The sequence below is a fragment of the Micromonospora sp. NPDC049359 genome, from assembly GCF_044466585.1.
GTDB lineage: Bacteria > Actinomycetota > Actinomycetes > Mycobacteriales > Micromonosporaceae > Micromonospora.
In genome coordinates, this window is the sequence record NZ_JBITMW010000005.1 from 61,717 (window position 1) to 83,224 (window position 21,508).

Genomic DNA, 21,508 nt, shown 5'->3' on the forward strand with positions numbered 1-21,508 from the left:
CAGCGAGGAGGCCGGGATGCGGGTACTGGTGGTCGAGGACGAACGCAACCTCGCCGACGCGATCGCGCGCGGGTTACGCAAGCGGGGCATGGCGGTCGACGTGGCGTACGACGGTGACGCCGGCCACGAGGCGGCGTTCGTCACCCGGTACGACGTGGTGGTCCTCGACCGCGACCTGCCCGGCGTGCACGGCGACCAGATCTGCGCCGACCTCGCCGCCTCCGGGGCGCTGACCCGGGTGCTCATGCTGACGGCGAGCGGCACGGTGGCCGACCGGGTGGAGGGGCTGCAACTCGGCGCGGACGACTACCTGCCCAAGCCGTTCGCGTTCGACGAGCTGGTCGCCCGCGTGCAGGCGCTGGGTCGGCGGGCCACCCCGGCCGCGCCGCCGGTGCTCGAACTGGCCGACCTGGTGCTCGACCCGGCCCGCCGGGTCGCCACCCGCGCCGGTGTGCCGGTGGACCTGACGAACAAGGAGTTCGGCGTGCTCAGCGAGCTGCTCAAGGCCCGCGGCGCGGTGGTGTCCAGCGAGGAGCTGCTGGAGCGGGTCTGGGACGCCAACACCGACCCGTTCACCACCATCGTCCGGGTGACCGTCATGACCTTGCGCAAGAAGCTCGGCGATCCGCCGTTGATCGAGACGGTGGTGGGGGCGGGCTACCGCACCGCCGAGGTGCTGCCGTGAGCCGGCCGGCACGGCTGCGGCCCACCCTGCGGCTGCGGTTGACGCTGCTCAACGGCGTACTGCTGGTCGGCGCGGGCGCGATCCTGGTGCTGCTGGCCTGGCTGCTGGTGCGCGACGCGCTGCGGCCCACCGATGAACTGCTGCCCGGCACGACCGTGCTGCTTGCCGACGGCGGCGAGTTGGACGCCGCCCAGTGGCAGCGTCAACTCGTCGACTCCGCCTCCGGGGAGTTGCTGGCCAAGGGCCTGGTCGCGCTGTTGGCGATCAGCGTGGTGGGGGTCGCTGGCGCGTACGCGGTGGCCGGCCGGGCGCTGCGACCCCTGCACCAGGTCACCGCGACCGCCCAGCGGCTCGGTGAGGCGACCCTGGACCAGCGCATCGGCTACTCGGGCGCGGACGACGAGGTGGCCGAGCTGGCGAAGACGTTCGACGCGATGCTGGACCGGATCGCGTCCGCGTTCGAGGCGCAGAAGCGATTCGTGGCGAACGCCTCGCACGAGCTGCGTACCCCGCTCGCCGTCATGCGGACCGAGATCGACGTGACGCTCAGCGACGACGACGCGGACGCCGCCGAGTACCGCCGGATGGCGACCGTGGTGCGGGACGCCTCGGAGCGCGCGAACAGCCTGGTGGACGCGCTGCTGGTGCTGGCCCGCAGCGAGGCCCAGGCCGGAGGTCGGCTGGGCCGGCGCAGCGAGTGCGACCTGGCCACGGGCACCGCCAACGCGCTGTCCGCGATGCGCCGCGAGGTCGACCGGATCGGCCTGCGGGTGCAGACGTCACTGGAGTCCGCCCCGGTGGTCGGCGACCCGGGGCTGCTGGACCGGTTGGCCGGCAACCTGATCGAGAACGCCGTCCGCTACAACCACCTGCACGGCCGGCTGTGGGTACGGACGGGCACCGACGGCGACCGCTCGTGGCTGGTGGTGGGCAACACCGGTTTCGAGGTGGACCAGGCCGACGTGCCGGGGCTGTTCGAGCCGTTCCGGCGCGGCGGCCGGGAACGTACCGGCGCGCGCGGCTCCGGCCTGGGGCTGTCCATCGTCCGCGCGGTCTGTCAGGCGCACGGTGGAACGGTCCGGGTGGTCGCCCAGCCCGGTGGCGGCCTGGAGGTGACCGTCACCCTGCCGGCGGTGGACGCCCCGGCGGTACCGGGCCCGGTGGCCATCAGCGGCTGAGCGACGATTGCGCGACATCACCCTCGTGGAGGACCACTGTGAGTTCGACGATCCACAACATCAGCATCGACTGTGCCGACACGTACGCCCTGGCCGGCTTCTGGTCGAAGGTCTTCGACTGCCCGATGCAGCCGGACGACCTTCCCGGCGACCCGGAGGCGATGCTGCTGCCGCCGGGCGGCCCGGAGGTGCTGTTCATCGCCGTGCCCGAGGGCAAGGCGGTGAAGAACCGGCTGCACCTGGACCTGCAACCCGCCGACCGGACCCGGGCCGAGGAGGTTGAGCGACTGCTCGGCATCGGCGCGACCCTCGTCGACGATCAGACCAGGCCGGACGGCGCCGGCTGGGTGGTGCTCGCCGACCCGGAGGGCAACGAGTTCTGCGTGCTGCGCAGCGCGGCCGAGCGGGCGGCGACCCCGGCGGGGCCGGCGGGCTAGACGCCGTCGGCCTGGTGCCGTACGGCGGGACGCCGCAGTCGCGACGCCCCGCCGTACCCATGCCGGCGCGTCAGCGCCGGGGCACCGAGAAGTCCTCGGTCGGAGTGGTGTCGCTGGCGCCGTCCGTACTCGCGTGCACGCCCATGCCACGCGCGGCGAAGACCCGCCAGATCTCCCGCTGCCCGCGACCGTGGTTCACCACCCGGTCCGCCAGCAGGATCGCGTCGCGCATGTCCAGGTAGGACGGGTCCGACGGCGACAGCTCCATCGCCCGGGTGATCAGCGAGCGGGCCAGGCGGCTGCCGATCGCGGCACGCAGGTCCCAGAGCGTCTGTGCCCAGATCTCACCGTCGGCGTGGATCTCCGGCTCGGTGGTCCCCGGCACGGTCGACGAGTTGCGGATCTTGCCGTAGTCGCCGTACGTGTAGCCGCCCGTGCCCGCGGCGGGGTTGCCGGCACACACCGGCTCGGTGCTGTGCACCGGGCAGTCCATCGCCTCGCTACGCACCGAACGACCGCCCAGGATGTAGTCGCCCTCGCGGACGTCACCGTCGACGGCGTCGTCCCGCTCGAGACCGCTGTCGACCAGGTAGTCCAGGCCGTACCAGTCGCTCCACGCCTCGTACATCGCCTGCGCCTGGGCGCTGATCAGGGTCGAGTTGCCGTTGGCGTCGACCACCAGCCGGTCGGACAGTCCGTGGGTGTACTCGTGGTAGAGGATGTCCGCGGTGTCTCCCGAGTTGCCGGCGAGAACGCTTGCCGACTTGACGAACAGGTACATCTGCATGCGCGGCGCCATGCCGTCCGGCGGGGTCGTCATGTTGGCGTTGTTGGCGTGCTTGCTGTCCGGCAGGCCGTTGGCGGTGTCCGCGCCGTCCATCGCCTCGGCGACGACCGCATCGCCGTCGACCGCCTCGAAGTTGCCGGCCGCCCGGGTGAAGCCGATCGGTGCGGCCGCGAGGTGGTCGTGCCAGGTGCCGAGGAAGGAGAAGAGCTGCGCGGCGTTCTGCTCGCGGTTGGTCTGCCAGGAGTACGGCACCGCCGGATTCCACGAGCACTGCCGTTGCGCCGAACACGGGGCGCCGACCTGGTCGGAGAAGTTCGTGAACGGGAAATCGAAGCTGCTCGCGGCGTTCGGCGCGACCTCTTCCGACGCCTGGGCGACGTTGTCGGCGTTCACGTCGGAGTAGACGTGCCCGACGTTGCCCTCCAGCCGGGTCGCGTTCGGCGGCAACCACCTGTTCAGGTCGACCGTGCGCTGGCCTCCGCCGACCGGGGCGCCCGGGTAGTTCTGCCACGTCGTCGCGTGGTGGTTGGCGACCATGCTCCGCTGGAAGAGAACGCTGCCGTCGGCCGCGTCCACCACGCTGAGGTAGCCCCCGGCCATGTCGATCACCTCCCAGGCCAGTCTCGGGCCGGCCTTCGTGTTGAAGACGACCTGGCGGGCGCGACCGCCGTCGGAGAAGGTCGCGGACGACGTGGTCCGGGAGCGCACGGCCGCGGCCGGCACGCCCGACACGGTGCGTACCGCGGCTCGGTGGGCGGCGACGGCGTCCACGCGCGCCGCGCCGAGCGTGGCGGGCAGCCCGGCCAGCGGCACGCCGTCGACCGCGATCAGCCGGCCGTCCCTGGTGACATGCGCCTTGAGGCCGTTGCCGACGACGTCGACCCCGTTCACGTGCTGTACGAAGCTCAGATGATGGGTGCCTTCGATGTCGACGTAGTCCTTGCGCAGCCGCAGGGCGGCGATCTCGGCGGCGGTCAGGCCGACAGCCGAGCGATGGGCCGCCAGATACTCGCGGGCGATCCGCTCGGGAGCGGCAGCGCTCGGCCCCGTCAGGTAACCGTCGAGCCGGGCCAGCCGCCGCAGCGTCGCGGTGTCGCGGTCGATCTCGACGATGCCCTCCGCGCCGAGACTCGCCCGCAGCGAGTTCGCCGCCTCGGCGACCCTGGCGCCGGGGGGAGCGGCCTGCGCGTTGATCGGCAGCAGCGCGGACGCGAGCAGGACGCCCGCCGCCGCGGCGACACCGCGTCGGATGATGGTTGAGCCCACTCTCGTACTCCAATACTTATGCAGGCATCAATGACGCGACAGACGCTAAAGGTCCGTAATGGACATCCACTTGATCGGCGATCATGGCAGTGGCGGGGTGCGCGCCCGGTGCTGTTAGATGAGCGGCCACAGCAGGGTGAAGGGTGTGTGGCGGATGGATACGACGGCGATGGAGCCGGTGCAGGCGTACCTCACCGCGACCGGTGACCGGCTGCGGGCCGACGGTTGCGAGGTGCGGATCGAGGACTGGGGTGGCACGCCGGTGCTGATCGGCTACCGGGGCGACTTCAGGATGCGGTGGATGGCCACCAAGCTGCACCTGTTCACGATCGCCGCGCCGACGATGCGGGTGACGGCCGACGTCCTGGAGGCGTTCAGCACCTCGGCGATGGATTACGTGCTGGCGCGCAAGGGGCAACTGCGGGGCTTCCAGAACGGGGTGGCGGTGCTCCCCGCCCTGGTCGGCCTCGAGGTCGAGCCGGCAGCCGCGGCGTGGGCCCAGGAGAAGCAGCGGCTGAAGTTCGCCGCGCTGGCCCGTCCGGTGGCCGTGGACGCCCGTACCGGCGTCGCCGCCGCCTTCCGAGGGAGCCCCACGCTCGGCTTCATCTACGCGGCTCACCTACGCGGCAAGCTCGACGCGTACTTCCCGGTCGCCTGACGGCGGTACGGCGGGGCCCCGGTCACCCTCGGGTGGCCGGGGCCCGGTCGTGCGTTCGTTCAGGATCGCTGCTCGATCTGACCCCGGACGCCGACGAACTCGGCCTTGGCCTCTGCGGCGGTCTTGAAGTACATGACCACCAGGCCCACGCTGCCCCGGTCGGCCCAGACGCAGACGCCGAGGGGGACGCTCTCGGCCTTGCCGTCGCCGCAGCGCGCGTCGCCACCCAGCGGCCCCGCCTCGACCGCCGCCATGTTGGTCACCGACAGCTGGCTGGCGAGCCCGGTCACCGCCTCGTCCAGCTCCTTCTTCGGGTCGGCCATCACGCCGGACACCGCGGCGATCAGGACGAGGTCCTGCTTGGTCGGATCGCCGTAGAACGCGCCGACCGTGCTGGTCTCGTTCTGTACCTCGGTCTTCATCTGGGTGACCATCTGGTCGGCGACCGTCTGCAACTGCGGGTCGGTGTTCTTGGCCCGGCCGGCGAGGGTGGCCGGCGCGACGACCCGGGTCTTGGTGGCGTCGACGACGTCGCCCACCTCGTCCTTGACCGCGAACCAGGTGATCGCCGCGCCGCCGAGGCAGAGCACGAGCACGACGGCCAGCACGATCAGGAGGATCTTGCCGACGTTCGACTTCTTCGGCGGCGGGCCGGCCAGGTGCGGGCCCCCGTAGGGCTGCCCCGGCTGCGGGGGCGGGAAGCCCTGCTGCTGCGGCCAGCCACCGGGCTGCTGCGGGGGCGGGAAGCCCTGCTGCTGCGGCCAACCGGGCTGCGGCGGGCCGGGCTGCTGCGGCGCTGCCGGCTGGCCCGGCTGGTACGGCGCTGCCGGCTGGCCCGGCTGGCCCGGTTGGTACGGCGCTGCCGGCTGGCCCGGCTGTTGCGGCGGGAGGGGGGAGTCGTGCGGCGGCGGCCCGAAGGGGTTGGCCGGTGGCTGGGACATCAGTCAGCTCCAGGATGGGGTGCGAAACGCGTGATCGTAACCCGGTCAGGGCACCCGTGCGGTACCGACCGGGTCCCGCGGGTCACCACGACCGCCCGCAAACGGTCGCGGTGGCCGGCCCGGTCCACGAGGGACGGTCCGGCCACCGCGACGGAGGAGCTGATCGGTCAGGCGGGCAGGCTCGCCGCCCCGCGCGGCAGGAACCGCCGGTCGGTGACCCGCTCGGAGGTGCCGGTGCGGTCCAGGTACGGCGTGACACCGCCCAGGTGGAACGGCCAGCCGGCGCCCAGGATCATGCACAGGTCGATGTCCTGTGCCTCGGCGACCACACCCTCGTCCAGCATGAGCCGGATCTCCTGTGCGAGCGCGTCGAGCGCGTTCTGCCGTACCTGCTCGGCGGTCAGCGGCTCATCGCCCACCACCAGCAGCTTCGCGACCTCAGCGTTGATCTGGTCGTCGACGACGAGCGGCTGACCCGAGTCGGCGATCCGCTTCAGGTTCTCGCTGACGTCGTACCGGTCCGGGTACGCGGCGTGCAGGGTGCCGCCCACGTGGTACGCCACGGCCGGCCCGACGAGCTGGAGCAGGGCGAGCGGTCGCATCGGCAGGCCCAGCGGGTCCAGGGCGCTGTCCGCGACGTCCAGCGGGGTGCCGGCGTCCACGGCGGCGAAGACGGTACCCAGGAAGCGGGTGAGCAGCCGGTTCACCACGAACGCCGGGGCGTCCTTGACGAGCACGCTCGACTTCTTGAGCTGCTTGCCGACCGCGAACGCGGTGGCCAGGGTGGCGTCGTCGGTGCGCTCGCCCCGGACGATCTCCAGCAGCGGCAGCACCGCCACCGGGTTGAAGAAGTGGAAGCCGACCACCCGCTCCGGGTGCTCCAACTCCGCCGCCATCTCGGTGATCGACAGCGAGCTGGTGTTGGTGGCGAGCACCGCCTCCGGGGAGACGATCTTCTCCAGCTCGGCCCACACCTGCTTCTTGACGCCCAGGTCCTCGAAGACCGCCTCGATGACGAAGTCCGCATCGCTGAAGGCGCTCTTGTCGACCGTGCCGCTGACCAGGCCGTACAGCTTGGCGGCCGTGCCCTTGTCCATCCGGCCCTTGGTGACGGCCTTCTCGATCTGGGTGTGCACGTAGCCGACGCCCTTGTCCACCCGGGCCTGGTCGAGGTCGGTCATGACGACCGGCACCTGGAGGCGGCGGGCGAACAGCAGCGCCAACTGGCTGGCCATCAGGCCGGCCCCGACGATGCCGACCTTGGTGATCGTGCGAGCAAGGCCCTTGTCCGGTGCGCCGGCCGGGCGCTTGGCCCGCCGCTGCACCAGGTCGAAGGCGTACAGGCCGCTGCGCAGCTCCTCGGAGAAGACCAGGTCCGCGAGGGCCTCGTCCTCGGCGGCGGTGCCGGCGGCGAAGTCGCCGTCCTTCGCGGTCTCCAGCAGGTCCAACGCCTTGTACGCGGCCGGGACCGCGCCGTGCAGCCGCTGGTTCAGCGTCTCCCGGGCGAAGTAGAGCACGCCCGCCCACATGTCCTTGTCGACCTCGGGCCGGGTCACCGTGACCTGGCCGCGCACCACACCGGCGGCCCACTCGAGCGAGCGCTCCAGGAAGTCGGCCGGTTCCAGCAGCACGTCCGCGATGCCCAGCTCGGCGGCCTGCTTCGGCTTGAGCATCTTGTTCTGCATCAGCGGGTTCTGGATGATCACCTGCGTGGCGGCGGGGATGCCGATCAGGTTCGGCAGCAGTTGCGTGCCGCCCCAGCCGGGCACCAGACCGAGGGAGACCTCGGGCAGGGCCAGCGCGGCAGCGCCGCCGGAGAGCGTCCGGTAGTGGCAGTGCAGCGCCAACTCCAGGCCGCCACCCATCGCCGCGCCGTTGACGAACGCGAACGTGGGCACGCTGCTGTCCTTGAGCCGGGCGAAGACCCGGTGACCGAGCCGACCGATCTCCAGCGCCTGCGCGCGGTCGGCGAGCTGCGGCAGGCCGACGATGTCCGCGCCCACGCAGAAGATGTACGGCTTACCGGTGACCGCGATGAACGCCGGGTCGGCGGCGAGCGCGGCGCTGATCGCCTCGTCCAGGCTGGCCAGCCCACCAGGGCCGAACGTGTTCGGCTTGGTGTGGTCGAAGCCGTTGTCCAGCGTGATCAGGGCGGCCGGACGGTCCAGCCCCGGCACGCTCACCTGGCGCAGCAGCGCCCTGGTGACGACCTCGTTCGGTGCCTTCACTTGTCGCCACCTTCCCAGTTCGGGTTCTCCCAGATGACCGTGCCGCCCATGCCGATGCCGATGCACATCGCGGTCACGCCGTAGCGGACCTCGGGGTGCTCGGCGAACTGGCGGGCCAGCTGCGTCATCAGCCGTACGCCGGACGAGGCGAGCGGGTGGCCGATGGCGATCGCGCCGCCCCACGGGTTGACCCGCGGGTCGTCGTCGGCGATGCCGAAGTGGTCGAGGAAGGCGAGCACCTGTACGGCGAACGCCTCGTTCAGCTCGAACAGGCCGATGTCGTCGATGGTGAGCCCGGCCAGGCGCAGGGCCTTCTCGGTCGACGGGATCGGGCCGACGCCCATCACCTCCGGCTCCACCCCGACGAAGCCGAATGACACCAGCCGCATGGCGACCGGCAGGCCCAGCTCGCGGGCGGTCGCCTCGTCGGCGAGCAGGCTCGCGGTGGCGCCGTCGTTCAGGCCGGCCGCGTTGCCGGCGGTGACCTTGCCGTGCGGGCGGAACGGGGTCTTCAGGGTGGCGAGCTTCTCCATCGAGGTGTCCCGGGGAGCCTCGTCCACTCCGGCCAGACCCCAGCCGCCCTCGGCGTCGCGGATGGACATCGACACCAGGTCGTCCTGGAGCTTGCCGTTGGCGTACGCCTTCGCCGTCTTCTGCTGCGAGGCGAGCGCGAACGCGTCGGTGCGCTCCTTGGTGATGTGCGGCACCAGGTCGTGCAGGTTCTCCGCGGTGGCGCCCATGACCAGCGCCGACGGGTCCACCAGCTTCTCGGCGATGATGCGCGGGTTGGGATCGACGCCCTCACCCATCGGGTGGCGGCCCATGTGCTCGACGCCGCCGGCGATGGCGACGTCGTACGCGCCCATGGCGATGCCGCTGGCCACGGTGGTCACGGCGGTCATCGCGCCGGCGCACATCCGGTCAATGGCGAAGCCGGGAACGGTCTTGGGCAGGCCGGCCAGCAGCGCGGCCGTACGGCCGATGGTGAGGCCCTGGTCGCCGATCTGGGTGGTGGCAGCGATGGCGACCTCCTCGACCCGCTCCGGCGGGAGCTGCGGGTTGCGGCGCAGCAGTTCCCGGATGCAGCGGATCACCAGGTCGTCGGCGCGGGTGTTGGCGTACATGCCACCCGCCTTGCCGAATGGGGTACGGACGCCGTCGACGAAGACGACATCCCGAACTTCACGGGGCACTTGAGCCTCCTAATCGACCACAATTCGGCCTCCGCACCGCTGGGCGGCGCTCCGGACCGAACGAGCGTCGGCCGGGCGGGGCACGTCACCCGGAATGCTACTCGCCAGTAACCAACCCCGTCCCCACGCCCCACTGTGGCCCACCCCACACCCCCGTCCCACCTCGCTGCTCATGAAGTTGTTGTCACGACACGCCGATGGCGATGGCGATAACTTCATGATCAACGGCGGGGGGAGGGGGTGGGTTAGGGGATGGGGTTGGGGGCCAGGGCCTCGGTCAGGTGTGCGTTGAGCAGGCCGATCTGCCACTCGCGGGCGTTGAAGCCGCGGAGCGCCTCTGCCACCGTTGCCTCGGTGATCTCCTCCGGAGGAGTCCAGGCCAGCCGACGTACCGAATCCGGGGTGATCAGATTTTCCGGGGGCAGGTTGTGCTCGCCCGCGAGACGGACCACCACCTCCCGGCAGCGGGCCAGGCGACCGGCCGCCACCGGGTCCCGCTCGGCCCACCGGTGCGGTGGGGGTGGCCCCTCCACCGTCGGGGTGACCGGCAGGGCGTCGTCCGGCAGCTCCCGGGCGTCGTCGAGCGCGGCCAGCCAGGTACGGGCCAGCCGGCGGACCGATCGGCCGCCGAAACCGGGCAGTGTCAGCAGCGTCTTCTCGTCCTTCGGGTCCAGCTCGGCCGCCGCGACGATGGCCGAGTCGGGCAGCACCCGACCGGGCGCGGCGTCCCGTCGGGCGGCGATCTGGTCCCGGGCGTACCACAGGGAGCGGACCCGGGCCTGAGCCCGCGCCCCTCGCACGCGGTGGATGCCGGACGTGCGCCGCCAGGGCTCGGCACGCACCCGGGGCGGGCGTGCGCCGGTACGGACCAGGGCGGCGAACTCCTCGGCGGCCCAGGCCGACTTGCCCTGCCGTGCCAGTTCGGCGTCGAGCGCGTCGCGCAGATCGGTGAGCATCTCCACGTCGAGCGCGGCGTAGGTCAGCCACGACTCGGGCAGCGGGCGATTTGACCAGTCGGCCGCCGAGTGGTGCTTCTCCAGGGTGTAGCCGAGTAGCTGCTCGGTCAGCGCGGCCAGGCCGACCCGCTCGAACCCGGCCAGCCGTGCGGCCAGTTCCGTGTCGAACAGCCGGCGTGGGCGCAGCCCCACCTCGGCCAGACACGGCAGATCCTGGCTGGCCGCGTGGAGCACCCACTCGGCGTCGCCGATCGCCGCGTCCAGCGTGCTGAGGTCGGGCAGCGGCAGCGGGTCGATCAGCGCCGTGCCGGCGCCCGCGCGGCGTAGCTGCACGAGGTACGCGCGTTGGCTGTAGCGGTAGCCCGAGGCGCGTTCGGCATCGAGGGCAACCGGGCCGGTGCCCGCCGCGAAACGGGCCACGACCTCGGCGAGTTCGGCCGGGGTGGCCACCGGTTCGGGGGTGCCGTCACGCGGTGCGGTCAGCGGAACGGGCCCACCGTCGGTCGGGTCGGGCCCCTCGCCCGCCGGCTGCGGCTGGGCCGACGGCGGGTGCTGGGGTGCGTGTCCCGGAGGTTCTGCGGTGGGCCGACGGCGCAGGGGTGGTTCGTCGGTCACCTGCCAACCCTAGTGCGCGCACCGATCCCGCGTGCGCAGCCGGTCCGGCGTGTGTCGACCAGGTGTCCGCAAGGCGTCCTTTCGGATGCCGGACATCGGGGGAGACAAAGCCCGTTCGCGCAGGTACGGTCCATCGAGCCGTCGGCCCCGATCGGGTGGACATCCGGGATGACGGCCGCACGGGGAGATCACGGGGAAGGGCAAGACGATCATGACGGCTGGTTTCGGTGCGGGCGACGGGCGACCGATGGGCGCCGACCCGGACGGCATGAGCGGTTCAGCCGCCGAACGGCCCGGTCCGCTGCCCCCGCGCATCGAACCGCATCCACCGGTCGGCGCCACCTGGTCCGGCACGCCAGGCGGCACCGAGCAACCCATGGCCGTCCCGACGCCCCGCACCGGTTGGTCGGCGCCGCCCAACAGCGGGCAGTGGGGTCAGGGTCCGGTTCCGGCCGGCCCGCCCGCCGCGCCGCCGGGACAAGCGCCCTACCCGGCGGGGCCCGCGCCGTACGCCCCGGTCGTTCCCGCGTCGTACGGCGGTGGTTACCCGCCGGCCGGAGACCTGGCCAGCGCGCCGCCGTACCCCGCCGGCCAGCCCGGTTGGCCGGGTGTCACCCCGCCGCCGGTGCGACCCACCCGACGCCGCTGGCCGGTCGTGCTGGCCACGGTGCTCGTCGTCGCGTTGGCCGCCGTGGTCGGTGTGCAGGCGTACCAGCTCGACCGCTTCGGTGACCGGCTCGCCGCCACCGACGGCCGGCTGGCGCAGGCCCAGGACGGCGACGGCGCCCGCCTCGACGGCCTTGAGAAGCGCGCCGACGCCCTGGAGAAGCAGGCCGGCGCCGCGTTCAACCCGGAGGCGGTGGCCAGCGCCGTACTGCCCAGCGTGTTCCGGGTACGCGCCGGCCAGTTCACCGGCAGCGCGTTCGCGGTGGGCAAGCCGGCGGCCGGCGGCGGCACCAACCTGTTCACCAACTTCCACGTGGTCGAGTCGGTGTGGGAGGGCGGCGGACGCGAGGTCTTCCTGGAGCGCACGGACCAGCGCTTCCCGGCGACCATCGTCAAGGTCGACAAGACCAACGATGTGGCGCACCTGCGTACCACCGGCAAGTTCACCGGCCTGGTCACCGCGCCCACCGCCGTGAAGTCCGGCCAGCAGATCGTCGTCGTCGGCGCTCCGCTCGGCCTGGAAGACAGTGTCACCACCGGTGTGGTGAGCGCGTTGCGCGCCGCCCAGGGTGGCTCCGGCCCGGCCATCCAGTTCGACGCGCCGATCAACCCCGGCAACTCCGGCGGCCCGGTGATCAACGGCAGCAAGCAGGTGGTCGGCATCGCCACCGCCAAGGCTCGCGACGCCGAGGGCATCGGGCTGGCCGTACCGATCAAGGTCGCCTGCGACGGTTTCAAGATCTGCTGACCCGCGGCCTCGGCCGCTCGCGCCACCCCACGGCCCTCCGGGCCGTCCCCAACCCCGTCCGGGTCCTCGGCCCCGGACGATCCCGACGCTGCATCCGGTCCGTCGCGCCCACCAGCGGAGGACCCGCTCACCTGGAGGAAGAAACATGTCCCAGCCACCGACCGGCCCGGAGGGCACCCCGCCCGCCGCGCCGACGCCGCCGGCCGCCACCCCGCCGGCCGGTGCGCCCGACGCCGACGCGACGGTGCCGCACGCGGCGGTGCCCCAGCCGACCGGCACCGAACCGACCGCGCAGTACCCGACCGGTCAGCCCGCCCCGCAGCAGTACGCCCCGGGCCAGGCGATGCCGCCGCAGCAGTACGCGCCGGGCCAGGCCGCCCCGCAGTACGGCGCCGGCCAGACGACCGCCTACCCGGCCAGCGCCCCGCCGTACGCCGGGCAGCCCATGTCGGCCCCGCCGGTCTCCGGCCCGGCGTACGGGCAGCCCATGTCGGGCCCGCCGGTCTCCGGTCCCGCGTACGGGCAGCCCATGTCGGGCCCGCCCGGTATGGCGCCGTACGGCGCTGCGCCGGCCCCGCGGCGCAGCCGCGCCGTGCTGGTGCTGGCTCTGGTGGCCACGCTGCTCTTCCTCGTAAGCGGGGTGATGACCGGGCTGTTCGTGACCAAGAACAACGAGCTGAACCGGACCGAGAAGCGCCTCAACGTCCAGGTCAGCCAGCGCGACGGCACCATCGCGGCCAACACCACCGAGATCGGTCGGCTCAAGACCGAACTGCAGGTCATGCAGGACAAGCTCGACAACACCGAGCAGGATCTGACCGGTACCCGGAACGACCGTGACGAGCAGACCCGGCAGAAGAAGGTCATCGCCAGTTGCCTGGACAAGCTGACCACGGCGCTGGGCGCGGCGGCCGCCGGCAACAAGAGCAAGTACGACGCGGCGATGAAGGGCCTCGACAAGGTCTGCGACGAGGCGGAGAACTACCTCTGATCCGCCGCGCCGCCCGCCGCCACCCCCGCCCTCAGGCGGTGGCGGCCGGGCGGCGGTCGGCGAGCGCGGTGACCCCGGGCGGGGGCAGACCGGCCGTCGAGGCGAGCAGGGTGCACCACCCGAGCAGGTGGGGGGCCAGGTTGTCGTCGACGGGTGTCCAGGAGGCGCGGATCTCGATGTCGCCGGCCGTCGGTGGGCCGGCCAGGTCACCGAACCGGGTCGACATGGTCTGGGTGACCGTTCCGCCGATCGCGCGGTGACGGGCGTCCTGCGTGTCGAGGGCGTCGGTCAACCACGTCCAGCCGACCCCGGGTAGCAGCGGGTCGGCGGCGAGGTCGACCTCCAATTCGGCCGTCACATAGGTGACCAACCGCAGGGTGCCCTGCCACGCCTCGTGCCCGGCGGGATCGTGCAGCAGGATCAGCCGCCCGGTGGCCACCTCGTCGCCGTCGCGCAGCACCGTCGCGGAGAGCGCGAACGTGTACGGCGCGAGTCGTTGGGGCGCGCCGACCTCCTCCAGGGTGATCTCCGGCCGGGGCGCCGGCGACCGGAGCCCGGCGACCGCGCGGGCGAAGGTCTCCGGGAGCGCGATCGGGGGGGCCATGTCGGCAGCCTATGCCGCCGTGTGGCCGCCCGCTTCGACGGCGCGCCGACACTCGCGAGAGGCGTCCGGGTGCGGAACGTGCCCTTCCTCTCACCCCCACCCGGTCCGAGGTGGGCGGCGTGGCACGATTGCGGCGATGACCACGGATACCACGGGCACTGCCGCCCGAGACGGACACCCGCGCCCCGGCGGCCCGGCCGACTCGCCCTTCGTCCGGGCGTGCCGGCGTCGGCCCGGCCCGCACACCCCGGTCTGGTTCATGCGCCAGGCGGGACGCTCCCTTCCGGAGTACCGGGAGATCCGGGCCAACGTGCCGATGCTGGAGTCGTGCCGCCGCCCGGAGCTGGTCACCGAGATCACCCTCCAGCCGGTGCGCCGGCACGGGGTGGACGCGGCCATCCTGTTCAGCGACATCGTGGTGCCCGTCGCCGCGGCCGGGATCGACCTGGACATCGTGCCGGGCACCGGCCCGGTGGTCGCCGAGCCGATCCGTACCGCCGGCGACGTCGAGCGGATCCGCCCGATCAGCCGCGACGACGTCCCGTACGTGGACGAGGCCGTCCGGCAGCTCGTGGTCGAGCTGGGCGACACCCCGCTGATCGGCTTCGCCGGGGCGCCGTTCACGCTGGCCAGCTACCTCGTCGAGGGTGGCCCGTCGCGGACCCACGCCAAGACCAAGGCCCTGATGTACGGCGACCCCGAGCTGTGGCACGCGCTCTGCGCCCGGCTGGCCGAGGTGACCCTGGCCTTCCTGCGGGTGCAGATCGAGGCCGGGGTGTCCGCCGTACAGCTCTTCGACTCGTGGGCCGGCGCGCTCTCCGAGGCCGACTACCGCCGTTACGTGCTGCCGCACTCGACGGAGGTGCTCAGCGGGTTGGCGGACGCCGGTGTGCCGCGCATCCACTTCGGGGTGGGCACCGCCGAGCTGCTGGGCGCGATGGGTGAGGCCGGCGCGGACGTGGTCGGCGTCGACTGGCGTACGCCACTGGATGTGGCCACCGGCCGGATCGGGCCGGACCGGGCGGTGCAGGGCAACCTGGACCCGGCCGTGCTGCTCGCGCCGTGGCCGGTGGTCGAGGCCGAGGTACGCCGCATCGTCGAGCAGGGCCGGGCCGCCCCCGGGCACGTGTTCAACCTCGGCCACGGTGTGCTGCCGGAGGTCGACCCGGACGTGCTGACCCGGGTGGTCGCGCTGGTGCACGAGGTGTCCAGCCGCCGGGCCGACCAGGGCTGAGAAGGCGATGCGGCAGCCCTGGCGGGTGGCGGTGGTCGGCGGCGGGATCGCCGGGTTGGCCGCCGCGGTCCGCTTGCGCGACCGCGCGCCGGAGGGCGCCGAGATCACCGTGTACGAGCAGTCCGGCGCGCTCGGTGGCAAGCTGCGCACCGGCACGCTGGCCGGTGGACCGGTGGAGTTCGGCGCCGAGTCGTTCCTGATGCGCGACCCCACCGGGGCCGAGAGCGCGGCGGTGGCGCTGGCCCGCCGGCTCGGGCTGGCCGAGAAGATCGTGCACCCCACCGTCGGGCAGGCCGCGTTGGTGGTCGACGGGGGGCTGCGCCCCATCCCGGGCGGGACGCTGGTGGGCGTACCCGGGGATCTGGATCGGGTGGCGGCGGTCGCCCGGCCGGCGGCGGACGCCGACCTCGACGGCGGTCGGCCGCTGGTCGGGCCCGACGCGGACGTCTCGGTGGGCGCGCTGGTCCGCTCCCGCTTCGGTGACGAGGTGGTCGACCGGCTGGTCGACCCGATGCTCGGCGGCGTGTACGCGGGCCGCGCCGACGACCTGTCCCTGGTCACCACGATGCCGGCGCTGGCCCGTACGGCGCGGGTGGAGCACACCCTGGTCGGCGCGGTCCGGGCCGCGCAGGCCGCCGCCCCCCGCGCGCCCGGCGCCCCGGTCTTCGGCACCCTGGCCGGCGGCCTGGGCACCCTCATCGAGGCGGCGGTGACGGTCAGCGGCGCGACGATCCGGCGGGACGCCGCCGTGCGCGAGGTGACCCGGACCGAGACCGGCTGGCGGCTCACCGTCGGCCCGACCCGTGACCCGCAGAGCGTCGACGTGGACGCCGTGGTGCTGGCGGTGCCGGCCCGGCCGGCGGCCCGCCTGCTCGCCGGCCCGGCCCCGCAGGCCGCGTCGGTCGTCGGTGAGCTGGACTACGCGAGCGTCGCGCTGGTCACCCTGGCGCTGCCGCAGCCGCCGCTGCCCGAGCTGTCCGGCTTCCTGGTGCCGAGCACCGAGGGGCTGCTGATCAAGGCGGCGACGTTCTTCACCACGAAGTGGGGGCACCTGCGGCGGCCGGACGGGCTGGCGCTGGTGCGCGCCTCGGTGGGCCGCTACGGCGAGGAAGCGCAGCTCCAGCGCCCGGACGCCGACCTGGCCGCGACGGTGCACCGGGAGCTGTCGGCTGTGCTCGACACCCCGCTGCCCGCCCCGGTCGACGGGCACGTGCAGCGGTGGGGCGGCGCGCTGCCGCAGTACACCCCGGGGCACGCCGACCGGGTCGCCGCCGCGCGGACGGCGCTGCGGGCCGCGCACCCCACCCTGGTCCTCGCCGGCGCCGGTTACGACGGTGTCGGCATACCGGTCTGCGTCCGCTCCGGCGAGACGGCGGCCGACGAGATCATCACAGCACTGGGAGGATCGGCGAGATGACCGAGCAGACCAACGCGGCCCGGCTACGGGAGCTGAACGACAGCATCCGCTACACGATGTGGTCGGTGTTCCGGGCCAGCGGACCGCTGCCGTCGCTGCGGGACAACGTCACCGGCGAGGTCGAGTCCCTCTTCGACGAGTTGGCCGGCAAGGACGTGGTGATCCGGGGCGTGTACGACGTGGCCGGCCTGCGCGCCGACGCGGACGTGATGATCTGGTGGCACTCGGCGTCGAGCGACGCCCTCCAGGACGCGTACCTGCGGTTCCGGCGCACGACGCTGGGCCGGGCGCTGACCCCGGTGTGGTCGCAGATGGCGCTGCACCGCCCGGCCGAGTTCAACAAGAGCCACATCCCGGCGTTCCTGGCCGGCGAGGAGGCCCGCGGATACCTGTGCGTCTACCCGTTCGTGCGCTCGTACGAGTGGTACCTGCTGCCCGACGCCGAGCGGCGTGAGCTGCTGGCCGAGCACGGGAAGATGGCGCGCGGCTACCCCGACGTACGGGCCAACACGGTCGCCTCGTTCGCGCTGGGCGACTACGAGTGGATGCTCGCGTTCGAGGCCGACGAGCTGCACCGGATCGTCGACCTGATGCGGGACCTGCGCGCCTCCGGGGCCCGCCGGCACGTCCGCGAGGAGGTCCCGTTCTACACGGGCCGCCGCCGCTCGGTCGCCGAGATCGTCAACTGCCTGGTCTGACCCTCGCCGCCCGCCGCCTCACCCCCGCCCGGGCGCGCGCCCAGCCCAGCCCCCGCCCTCCGCCCTCGCGATCTTGCCCCTTCTGCCCTGCCCCGCCCGGCCTTCCCTGCCCCGCCCACGCCCTGCCCCGCGATCTTGCACTTTCTGTCGCGACGAAAGGGGCATAGGCCGCGATCTGGCAACCGAAAGTGCAAGATCGCCGCACCGGCTGCCCGGGTCTCGTCGATCATGGAGTCGTGGTGCCTGGTTTGCCCGTCAGTGGGTGCTTTGTCGACCACCACAACTCCATGATCGACGCGGCGAGACGGGGTGACGCGGCGGCACGGGGTGACGCGGCGGCACGGGGTGACGCGGCGGCACGGGGTGACGCGGCGGCAATGGGGTGGCGCGGGTTCGACGGGGTGGCGCGGGGGACGGGGTTGCTTGCTTAGGGCGACGGGGTGGGGTGGAGGGGGCGGAGCATGATCTGTTCTCGGCGTACGCCGTCGGGCATGAGGTCACCTGGCTCGTCGGTCAAGCGGAAGCCGACGCGGTGGTAGAGGGACTTGGCGTGCGCGTTGTCCGCCCGGACGGAGAGCCGTAGCCGCTCGGCGCCGCGCTTCTGGGCCCAGTGCGCCACCTCGTTCACCAGGCGGTCGCCGACACCGCTGCCGCGAGCGTCGGGATGCACCCACATCGAGATCAGGTCCAGCGTCAGCGGGTCCGACGTGGGTACGCCGCTCGACATCCCGACCGGACGCCCGGCCAGGGCGGCCACCAGGTTGAGTGAGCCGGGGATGCTCAACCGGTCGCGCCAGCGCTGCTCGCGATCGCCGTCACCCTGCCAGTCGGCGAGCCGTGAGCCGAACGCGTCCGGCGCCTCGGCGAGGGCGGCCAGCCGTAGCTCCCGCCAGGTGGGCCAGTCGTCGGGGGTGAGCACCAAGATGTCGATCATGCGGAGATGGTGCCCGGACGGATCGCCGGGCACCATCGCATTCCCGCCGTCCGGCGCCGCGCCCCCGCCCGGGTGCGGCACCGGACGGGGATCAACTGGTCGCCGTGCAGGAGACCAGCGGAACCGGGTTGCTGCCGTTCCACGAGCCGAGCAGACCGAATGTCGTACTCGCTCCGGCAGCCAGCGTGCCGTTGTAGTTGACGTTGCGCGCGGTGACCAGCGTGCCGTTCGTGGTGACGGTGGCGCTCCACGACGAGGCGACCTGCTGGCCGTTGTTGTAGTTCCAGCTCACCGACCAGCCCTTGGTGGGTGAGCCACCGGCGGTGACCTTCACCTCGGCCTGGAAGCCGCCGGACCACTGCCCGGTGATCTGGTACGTCGCCGTGCAGGCCCCGGCCGGCGGCGGGGTGCTCGGCGGGGGAGTCGTCGGCGGGGGCGTGGTGGGCGGCGGAGTCGTCGGCGGGGGCGTGGTGGGCGGCGGAGTCGTCGGCGGCGGTGTGGTGGGCGGCGGGGTGCTGGTGCCGCCACCGAAGTCCACGTCACTGCACAGGTAGTACGACTGGTCCAGGTGGCTCGCCTGCCAGATGGTGTAGACGATGTGCCGCCCGGTCCGTCCCGGTGCGCTCACCGGGATCTGGATGGAGACGCCGCCGGTGTCCTTGTCCCACTGCGACGCCGGGGTGTTGCCGATCTGACCGGCCAACTCCAGGTCGTTCCAGCCCAGCGGCTGGGTGGCCGAGTTGAAGCCCTGCTTCGTCACGTACACCCGGATGTAGTCGGCGCCGTGGCTGGCCTGATCGAAGAAGCGCAGCCGGAAGTTGTTCGCCACCGAGGTGGTCTTCCAGGCGCCGACCGTGTCCATGGCGTTGTAGCGGCCGTTCTGGGTCCGTCCGCCGCTGCACAGTTGGCCGTTCGGGATCGCGCCCTGGTGGTTGCCGGCCACACCCTCCCGGAACAGGCCGTTCCAGTTCCACATGGCCTGCGGGTCGGCCTGCCAGGCCTGCCAGCACATCGGGTCCTCGGTGGCCATGCGCGGGTTCTGGAAGTCACCACCCCAGCGCTGCCAGCAGCTGTAGTTACGCGAGGGTGGGTCGACGACCGAGCCGTGCGCGGAGGCGGATGGGACCAGCGAGACGCTCAGCGCCGTGGTCAGCAGGAGCGTGGCGGCTGCCGCGATGGCGAGCGGCCGGAGCACGCGTGGTGTTCGGGCGATTGTGGACATGGAGCCCCCGGGGGGATGAGGTCGGACGACGACACCCGGACTGCCGGGAGTTGCCCGCTCCCGTGCCTACTCGCTGGCTCCCGCGATGGCTCTATCCGGCACGATGCCAGTTTGATCGTCAGACGTCAATGGCTGCCGGTCGCGCGTCTCGGCGCATCGGGGTGTGCGGGATGCCGTCCTCGACGTACTCCGGGCCGCTGACCGTGAAGCCGTGTCGGGCGTAGAACGCGACCAGGTGCGACTGGGCCTCCAGCACGCATGGCTGGTCGCCGACCAGGTCGAGCGCCGCCGCCATCAGCCGGCCGGCGTGCCCGCCACCACGGGCCGCCGGGGCCACCACCACCCGGCCGATCCGGGCGACGCCGTCCGGGTCGGCCAGGATCCGCAGGTACGCCATCAGAGCGTCGCCGTCGGTCAGCCAGACGTGTCGGGTACCCGGCTCGACGTCACGCCCGTCGAGTTCCGGGTACGGGCAGTTCTGCTCCACCACGAACACATCGATGCGCAGCTTGAGCAGGTCGTGAAGGGTGCGGGCGTCCAGGTCGGCGAAGAGCGCGGTTCGGATCTCGGTGGTCTGCTGGGGCATCCACCGATGGTAGGTCGGGCTGGTTCACCCGATGTTCGCGCGCTCGGGTGCGAGGTAGGTGGCGGCCACGGCGGTGAGCAGCAGAACACCGCCGACGATCACCGGCAGGGGGAGCGGTTCGTGCAGCAGCGCCACCGACAGGGCGGCGGCGGTGAGCGGTTCGAGCAGGGTCAGCACGGCCGCGACGCTGCCCGGCGTGGTGCGCAGCCCGGCGTAGAACAACGCGTACGCAACCGCGGTGGTGACCACGCCGAGGTGCAACAGCAGTGCCACGGTGTCGAGGCGTACCGGCACGCTGACCCCGGCGACCAGGGCGAACGGCGCCAGGGTCAGCGCACCGACCACGGTGGAGATGGTGGTGAGTGTCATCGGCGCGGTGCGCTGCGACACCTGGCGGCTGATCAGGGTGGTCACCGCGTACCCGAGGCCGGAGCCGGCCGCCGCGAGCAGGCCGAGCAGTGGGGCGGGCGCCGCCGTGCCGGGCTGCTCGGTGGCGGCGGTGATCAGGACGAGGCCGGCCACCGCCGCGACGAGCGTGCCGAGTCGCAGCGGCCCGGGGAGCCGACGGGCGCGCGCCGACTCCCAGGCCGCGGCGAGCACCGGGGCCAGGCCCAGACTGACGATGGTGGCCACGCTGACTCCGGCCAGCGCCACGGCGGCGAAGTAGAGCGCCTGGTAGACGCCGAGGCCGACGCCGGTGAGCAGCAGCGGTACGGGTGCGACGCGCAGGGTGGCCGCGATCGTGCGGAGCCGGCCGGCGGCGCACGCCAGCAGCACGAGCGCGGCGATGGCGAGGCGGTGAAAGCCGATGCTCACCGGGCTGAGCCCGGTGCCCTCGCGCAGGAGTTGCACCGCCACGCCGGTGGTGCCCCACAGCACGCCGGTGACGGTGATCTGGAGCAGGCCGCTGCGGGCGGCCGAGGCGGCCGGCAACAGGGTACGGGTGGTCGACACGGGGGCGCTCCGAAGGGTGAGCCGTTGACGGGACGACGTCGACGGAGCGCGTACGACAGAGTGGCCGAGCGGGGTCGGGTCACCCGGTCGGCGAGAGGCGCGGCGCTCCGGTCAGGAGCGCGGCGGGGGCAGGACGCCCAGGAATGGCCGCATGGCGACGACCGTACCCCAGCTTGGCGGTCCGGTTGGCCCACGGCCGGGCCGACCCGATCAGGCCGACCCGGTCAGGCCGGGCGCGCGCCGACGGCGTCGCGGATCTCGGCGCCCTCGGCGCCCTCGACCGCTCGGGCGCAGTGCCCGCAGCAGAAGAATCGCCCGTTGACCTCGACGCCGTGTCCGACGATCTTGACCTGGCAGTGTTCGCAGATGGGCGCCATGCGGTGGATCGCGCACTCGAAGGAGTCGAAGGTGTGCACGTCACCGCTGACGGTGTGCACCTCGAACGCCATCCAGTAGTCGTTGCCGCAGACCTCGCACGTTGCCACAGGAACCCCCCGTATCAGGACATGT

General features: G+C 72.8%; 20 protein-coding genes. 9 read left to right on the forward strand and 11 right to left on the reverse strand.

What is annotated here, in order from left to right:
* Nucleotides 1-16: 16 nt before the first annotated feature.
* Genes ACIBTX_RS13820 through ACIBTX_RS13830 form a run of 3 tightly spaced genes read left to right on the forward strand, consistent with a single transcriptional unit; the run spans nt 17 to nt 2,300 of the window.
* Complete coding sequence (locus ACIBTX_RS13820) at nt 17-685, forward strand: response regulator transcription factor (RefSeq protein WP_355053305.1); 669 nt, start codon at nt 17-19, stop codon at nt 683-685.
* Nucleotides 682-1,863: a HAMP domain-containing sensor histidine kinase gene (locus tag ACIBTX_RS13825; protein WP_357171251.1), complete on the forward strand. Its 1,182-nt coding sequence runs from the start codon at nt 682-684 to the stop codon at nt 1,861-1,863. The genes ACIBTX_RS13820 and ACIBTX_RS13825 overlap by 4 nt, the downstream gene beginning before the upstream one ends.
* Before the next feature lie 38 nt (nt 1,864-1,901).
* Nucleotides 1,902-2,300 carry a VOC family protein gene (locus ACIBTX_RS13830; RefSeq protein ID WP_357122758.1) on the forward strand — a complete coding sequence of 133 codons (399 nt, stop codon included), beginning with the start codon at nt 1,902-1,904 and terminating at the stop codon, nt 2,298-2,300.
* Between the two features lie 70 nt (nt 2,301-2,370).
* Here the strand turns inward: ACIBTX_RS13830 and ACIBTX_RS13835 are convergent, their stop codons facing one another.
* Nucleotides 2,371-4,353: a M36 family metallopeptidase gene (locus ACIBTX_RS13835; protein WP_357393578.1), complete on the reverse strand. Its 1,983-nt coding sequence runs from the start codon at nt 4,351-4,353 to the stop codon at nt 2,371-2,373.
* Between the two features lie 154 nt (nt 4,354-4,507).
* Between ACIBTX_RS13835 and ACIBTX_RS13840 the strand changes: the two genes are divergently transcribed.
* A complete protein-coding gene (locus tag ACIBTX_RS13840; RefSeq protein ID WP_357122764.1) occupies nt 4,508-5,011 on the forward strand; it encodes a levansucrase in 504 nt (167 codons plus the stop codon).
* Between the two features lie 59 nt (nt 5,012-5,070).
* On the opposite strand, the gene ACIBTX_RS13845 is transcribed toward ACIBTX_RS13840, so the two are convergent.
* From ACIBTX_RS13845 to ACIBTX_RS13860, 4 genes are all read right to left on the reverse strand, one after another.
* Entirely contained in the window at nt 5,071-5,952 is an 882-nt protein-coding gene (locus tag ACIBTX_RS13845; protein WP_396832528.1) for a hypothetical protein, read from the reverse strand.
* 167 nt (nt 5,953-6,119) lie between these two features.
* Complete coding sequence (locus ACIBTX_RS13850) at nt 6,120-8,180, reverse strand: 3-hydroxyacyl-CoA dehydrogenase NAD-binding domain-containing protein (RefSeq protein WP_396832529.1); 2,061 nt, start codon at nt 8,178-8,180, stop codon at nt 6,120-6,122.
* A complete protein-coding gene (locus ACIBTX_RS13855; protein WP_357122774.1) occupies nt 8,177-9,373 on the reverse strand; it encodes a thiolase family protein in 1,197 nt (398 codons plus the stop codon). The genes ACIBTX_RS13850 and ACIBTX_RS13855 overlap by 4 nt, the downstream gene beginning before the upstream one ends.
* Nucleotides 9,374-9,618: 245 nt before the next feature.
* Complete coding sequence (locus ACIBTX_RS13860; RefSeq protein WP_357122776.1) at nt 9,619-10,944, reverse strand: ribonuclease D; 1,326 nt, start codon at nt 10,942-10,944, stop codon at nt 9,619-9,621.
* A gap of 211 nt (nt 10,945-11,155) precedes the next feature.
* Between ACIBTX_RS13860 and ACIBTX_RS13865 the strand changes: the two genes are divergently transcribed.
* Both ACIBTX_RS13865 and ACIBTX_RS13870 read left to right on the forward strand, forming a co-directional pair.
* Nucleotides 11,156-12,358, forward strand: a complete 1,203-nt coding sequence (locus ACIBTX_RS13865) for a trypsin-like peptidase domain-containing protein (RefSeq protein ID WP_396832530.1) — start codon at nt 11,156-11,158, stop codon at nt 12,356-12,358.
* Between the two features lie 145 nt (nt 12,359-12,503).
* Nucleotides 12,504-13,349: a hypothetical protein gene (locus ACIBTX_RS13870; RefSeq protein ID WP_357122783.1), complete on the forward strand. Its 846-nt coding sequence runs from the start codon at nt 12,504-12,506 to the stop codon at nt 13,347-13,349.
* A gap of 31 nt (nt 13,350-13,380) precedes the next feature.
* Here the strand turns inward: ACIBTX_RS13870 and ACIBTX_RS13875 are convergent, their stop codons facing one another.
* Nucleotides 13,381-13,953 (reverse strand): DUF3000 domain-containing protein, encoded by a 573-nt coding sequence (locus ACIBTX_RS13875; RefSeq protein ID WP_357122786.1) that lies wholly within the window; start codon nt 13,951-13,953, stop codon nt 13,381-13,383.
* A 136-nt stretch (nt 13,954-14,089) separates the two neighbouring features.
* On the opposite strand from ACIBTX_RS13875, the gene hemE reads away from it, so the two are divergent.
* Genes hemE through hemQ form a run of 3 tightly spaced genes read left to right on the forward strand, consistent with a single transcriptional unit; the run spans nt 14,090 to nt 17,302 of the window.
* On the forward strand, nt 14,090-15,187 hold the full coding sequence (hemE, locus tag ACIBTX_RS13880) for a uroporphyrinogen decarboxylase (protein ID WP_357122789.1): 1,098 nt from the start codon (nt 14,090-14,092) through the stop codon (nt 15,185-15,187).
* Between the two features lie 7 nt (nt 15,188-15,194).
* On the forward strand, nt 15,195-16,604 hold the full coding sequence (gene hemG / locus ACIBTX_RS13885) for a protoporphyrinogen oxidase (protein ID WP_396832531.1): 1,410 nt from the start codon (nt 15,195-15,197) through the stop codon (nt 16,602-16,604).
* Entirely contained in the window at nt 16,601-17,302 is a 702-nt protein-coding gene (gene hemQ / locus ACIBTX_RS13890) for a hydrogen peroxide-dependent heme synthase (protein WP_396802583.1), read from the forward strand. Before hemG ends, hemQ begins: the two co-directional genes overlap by 4 nt.
* A gap of 427 nt (nt 17,303-17,729) precedes the next feature.
* On the opposite strand, the gene ACIBTX_RS13895 is transcribed toward hemQ, so the two are convergent.
* From ACIBTX_RS13895 to ACIBTX_RS13915, 5 genes are all read right to left on the reverse strand, one after another.
* On the reverse strand, nt 17,730-18,236 hold the full coding sequence (locus ACIBTX_RS13895; RefSeq protein ID WP_396832532.1) for a GNAT family N-acetyltransferase: 507 nt from the start codon (nt 18,234-18,236) through the stop codon (nt 17,730-17,732).
* Between the two features lie 91 nt (nt 18,237-18,327).
* On the reverse strand, nt 18,328-19,458 hold the full coding sequence (locus tag ACIBTX_RS13900; protein WP_357122801.1) for a lytic polysaccharide monooxygenase: 1,131 nt from the start codon (nt 19,456-19,458) through the stop codon (nt 18,328-18,330).
* Nucleotides 19,459-19,576: 118 nt separating this feature from the next.
* Entirely contained in the window at nt 19,577-20,044 is a 468-nt protein-coding gene (locus ACIBTX_RS13905; protein WP_357122804.1) for a GNAT family N-acetyltransferase, read from the reverse strand.
* 24 nt (nt 20,045-20,068) lie between these two features.
* Nucleotides 20,069-20,998 (reverse strand): DMT family transporter, encoded by a 930-nt coding sequence (locus tag ACIBTX_RS13910; protein WP_357393567.1) that lies wholly within the window; start codon nt 20,996-20,998, stop codon nt 20,069-20,071.
* A 224-nt stretch (nt 20,999-21,222) separates the two neighbouring features.
* Nucleotides 21,223-21,483: a Prokaryotic metallothionein gene (locus tag ACIBTX_RS13915; RefSeq protein WP_355051720.1), complete on the reverse strand. Its 261-nt coding sequence runs from the start codon at nt 21,481-21,483 to the stop codon at nt 21,223-21,225.
* Between the last annotated feature and the right edge of the window lie 25 nt (nt 21,484-21,508).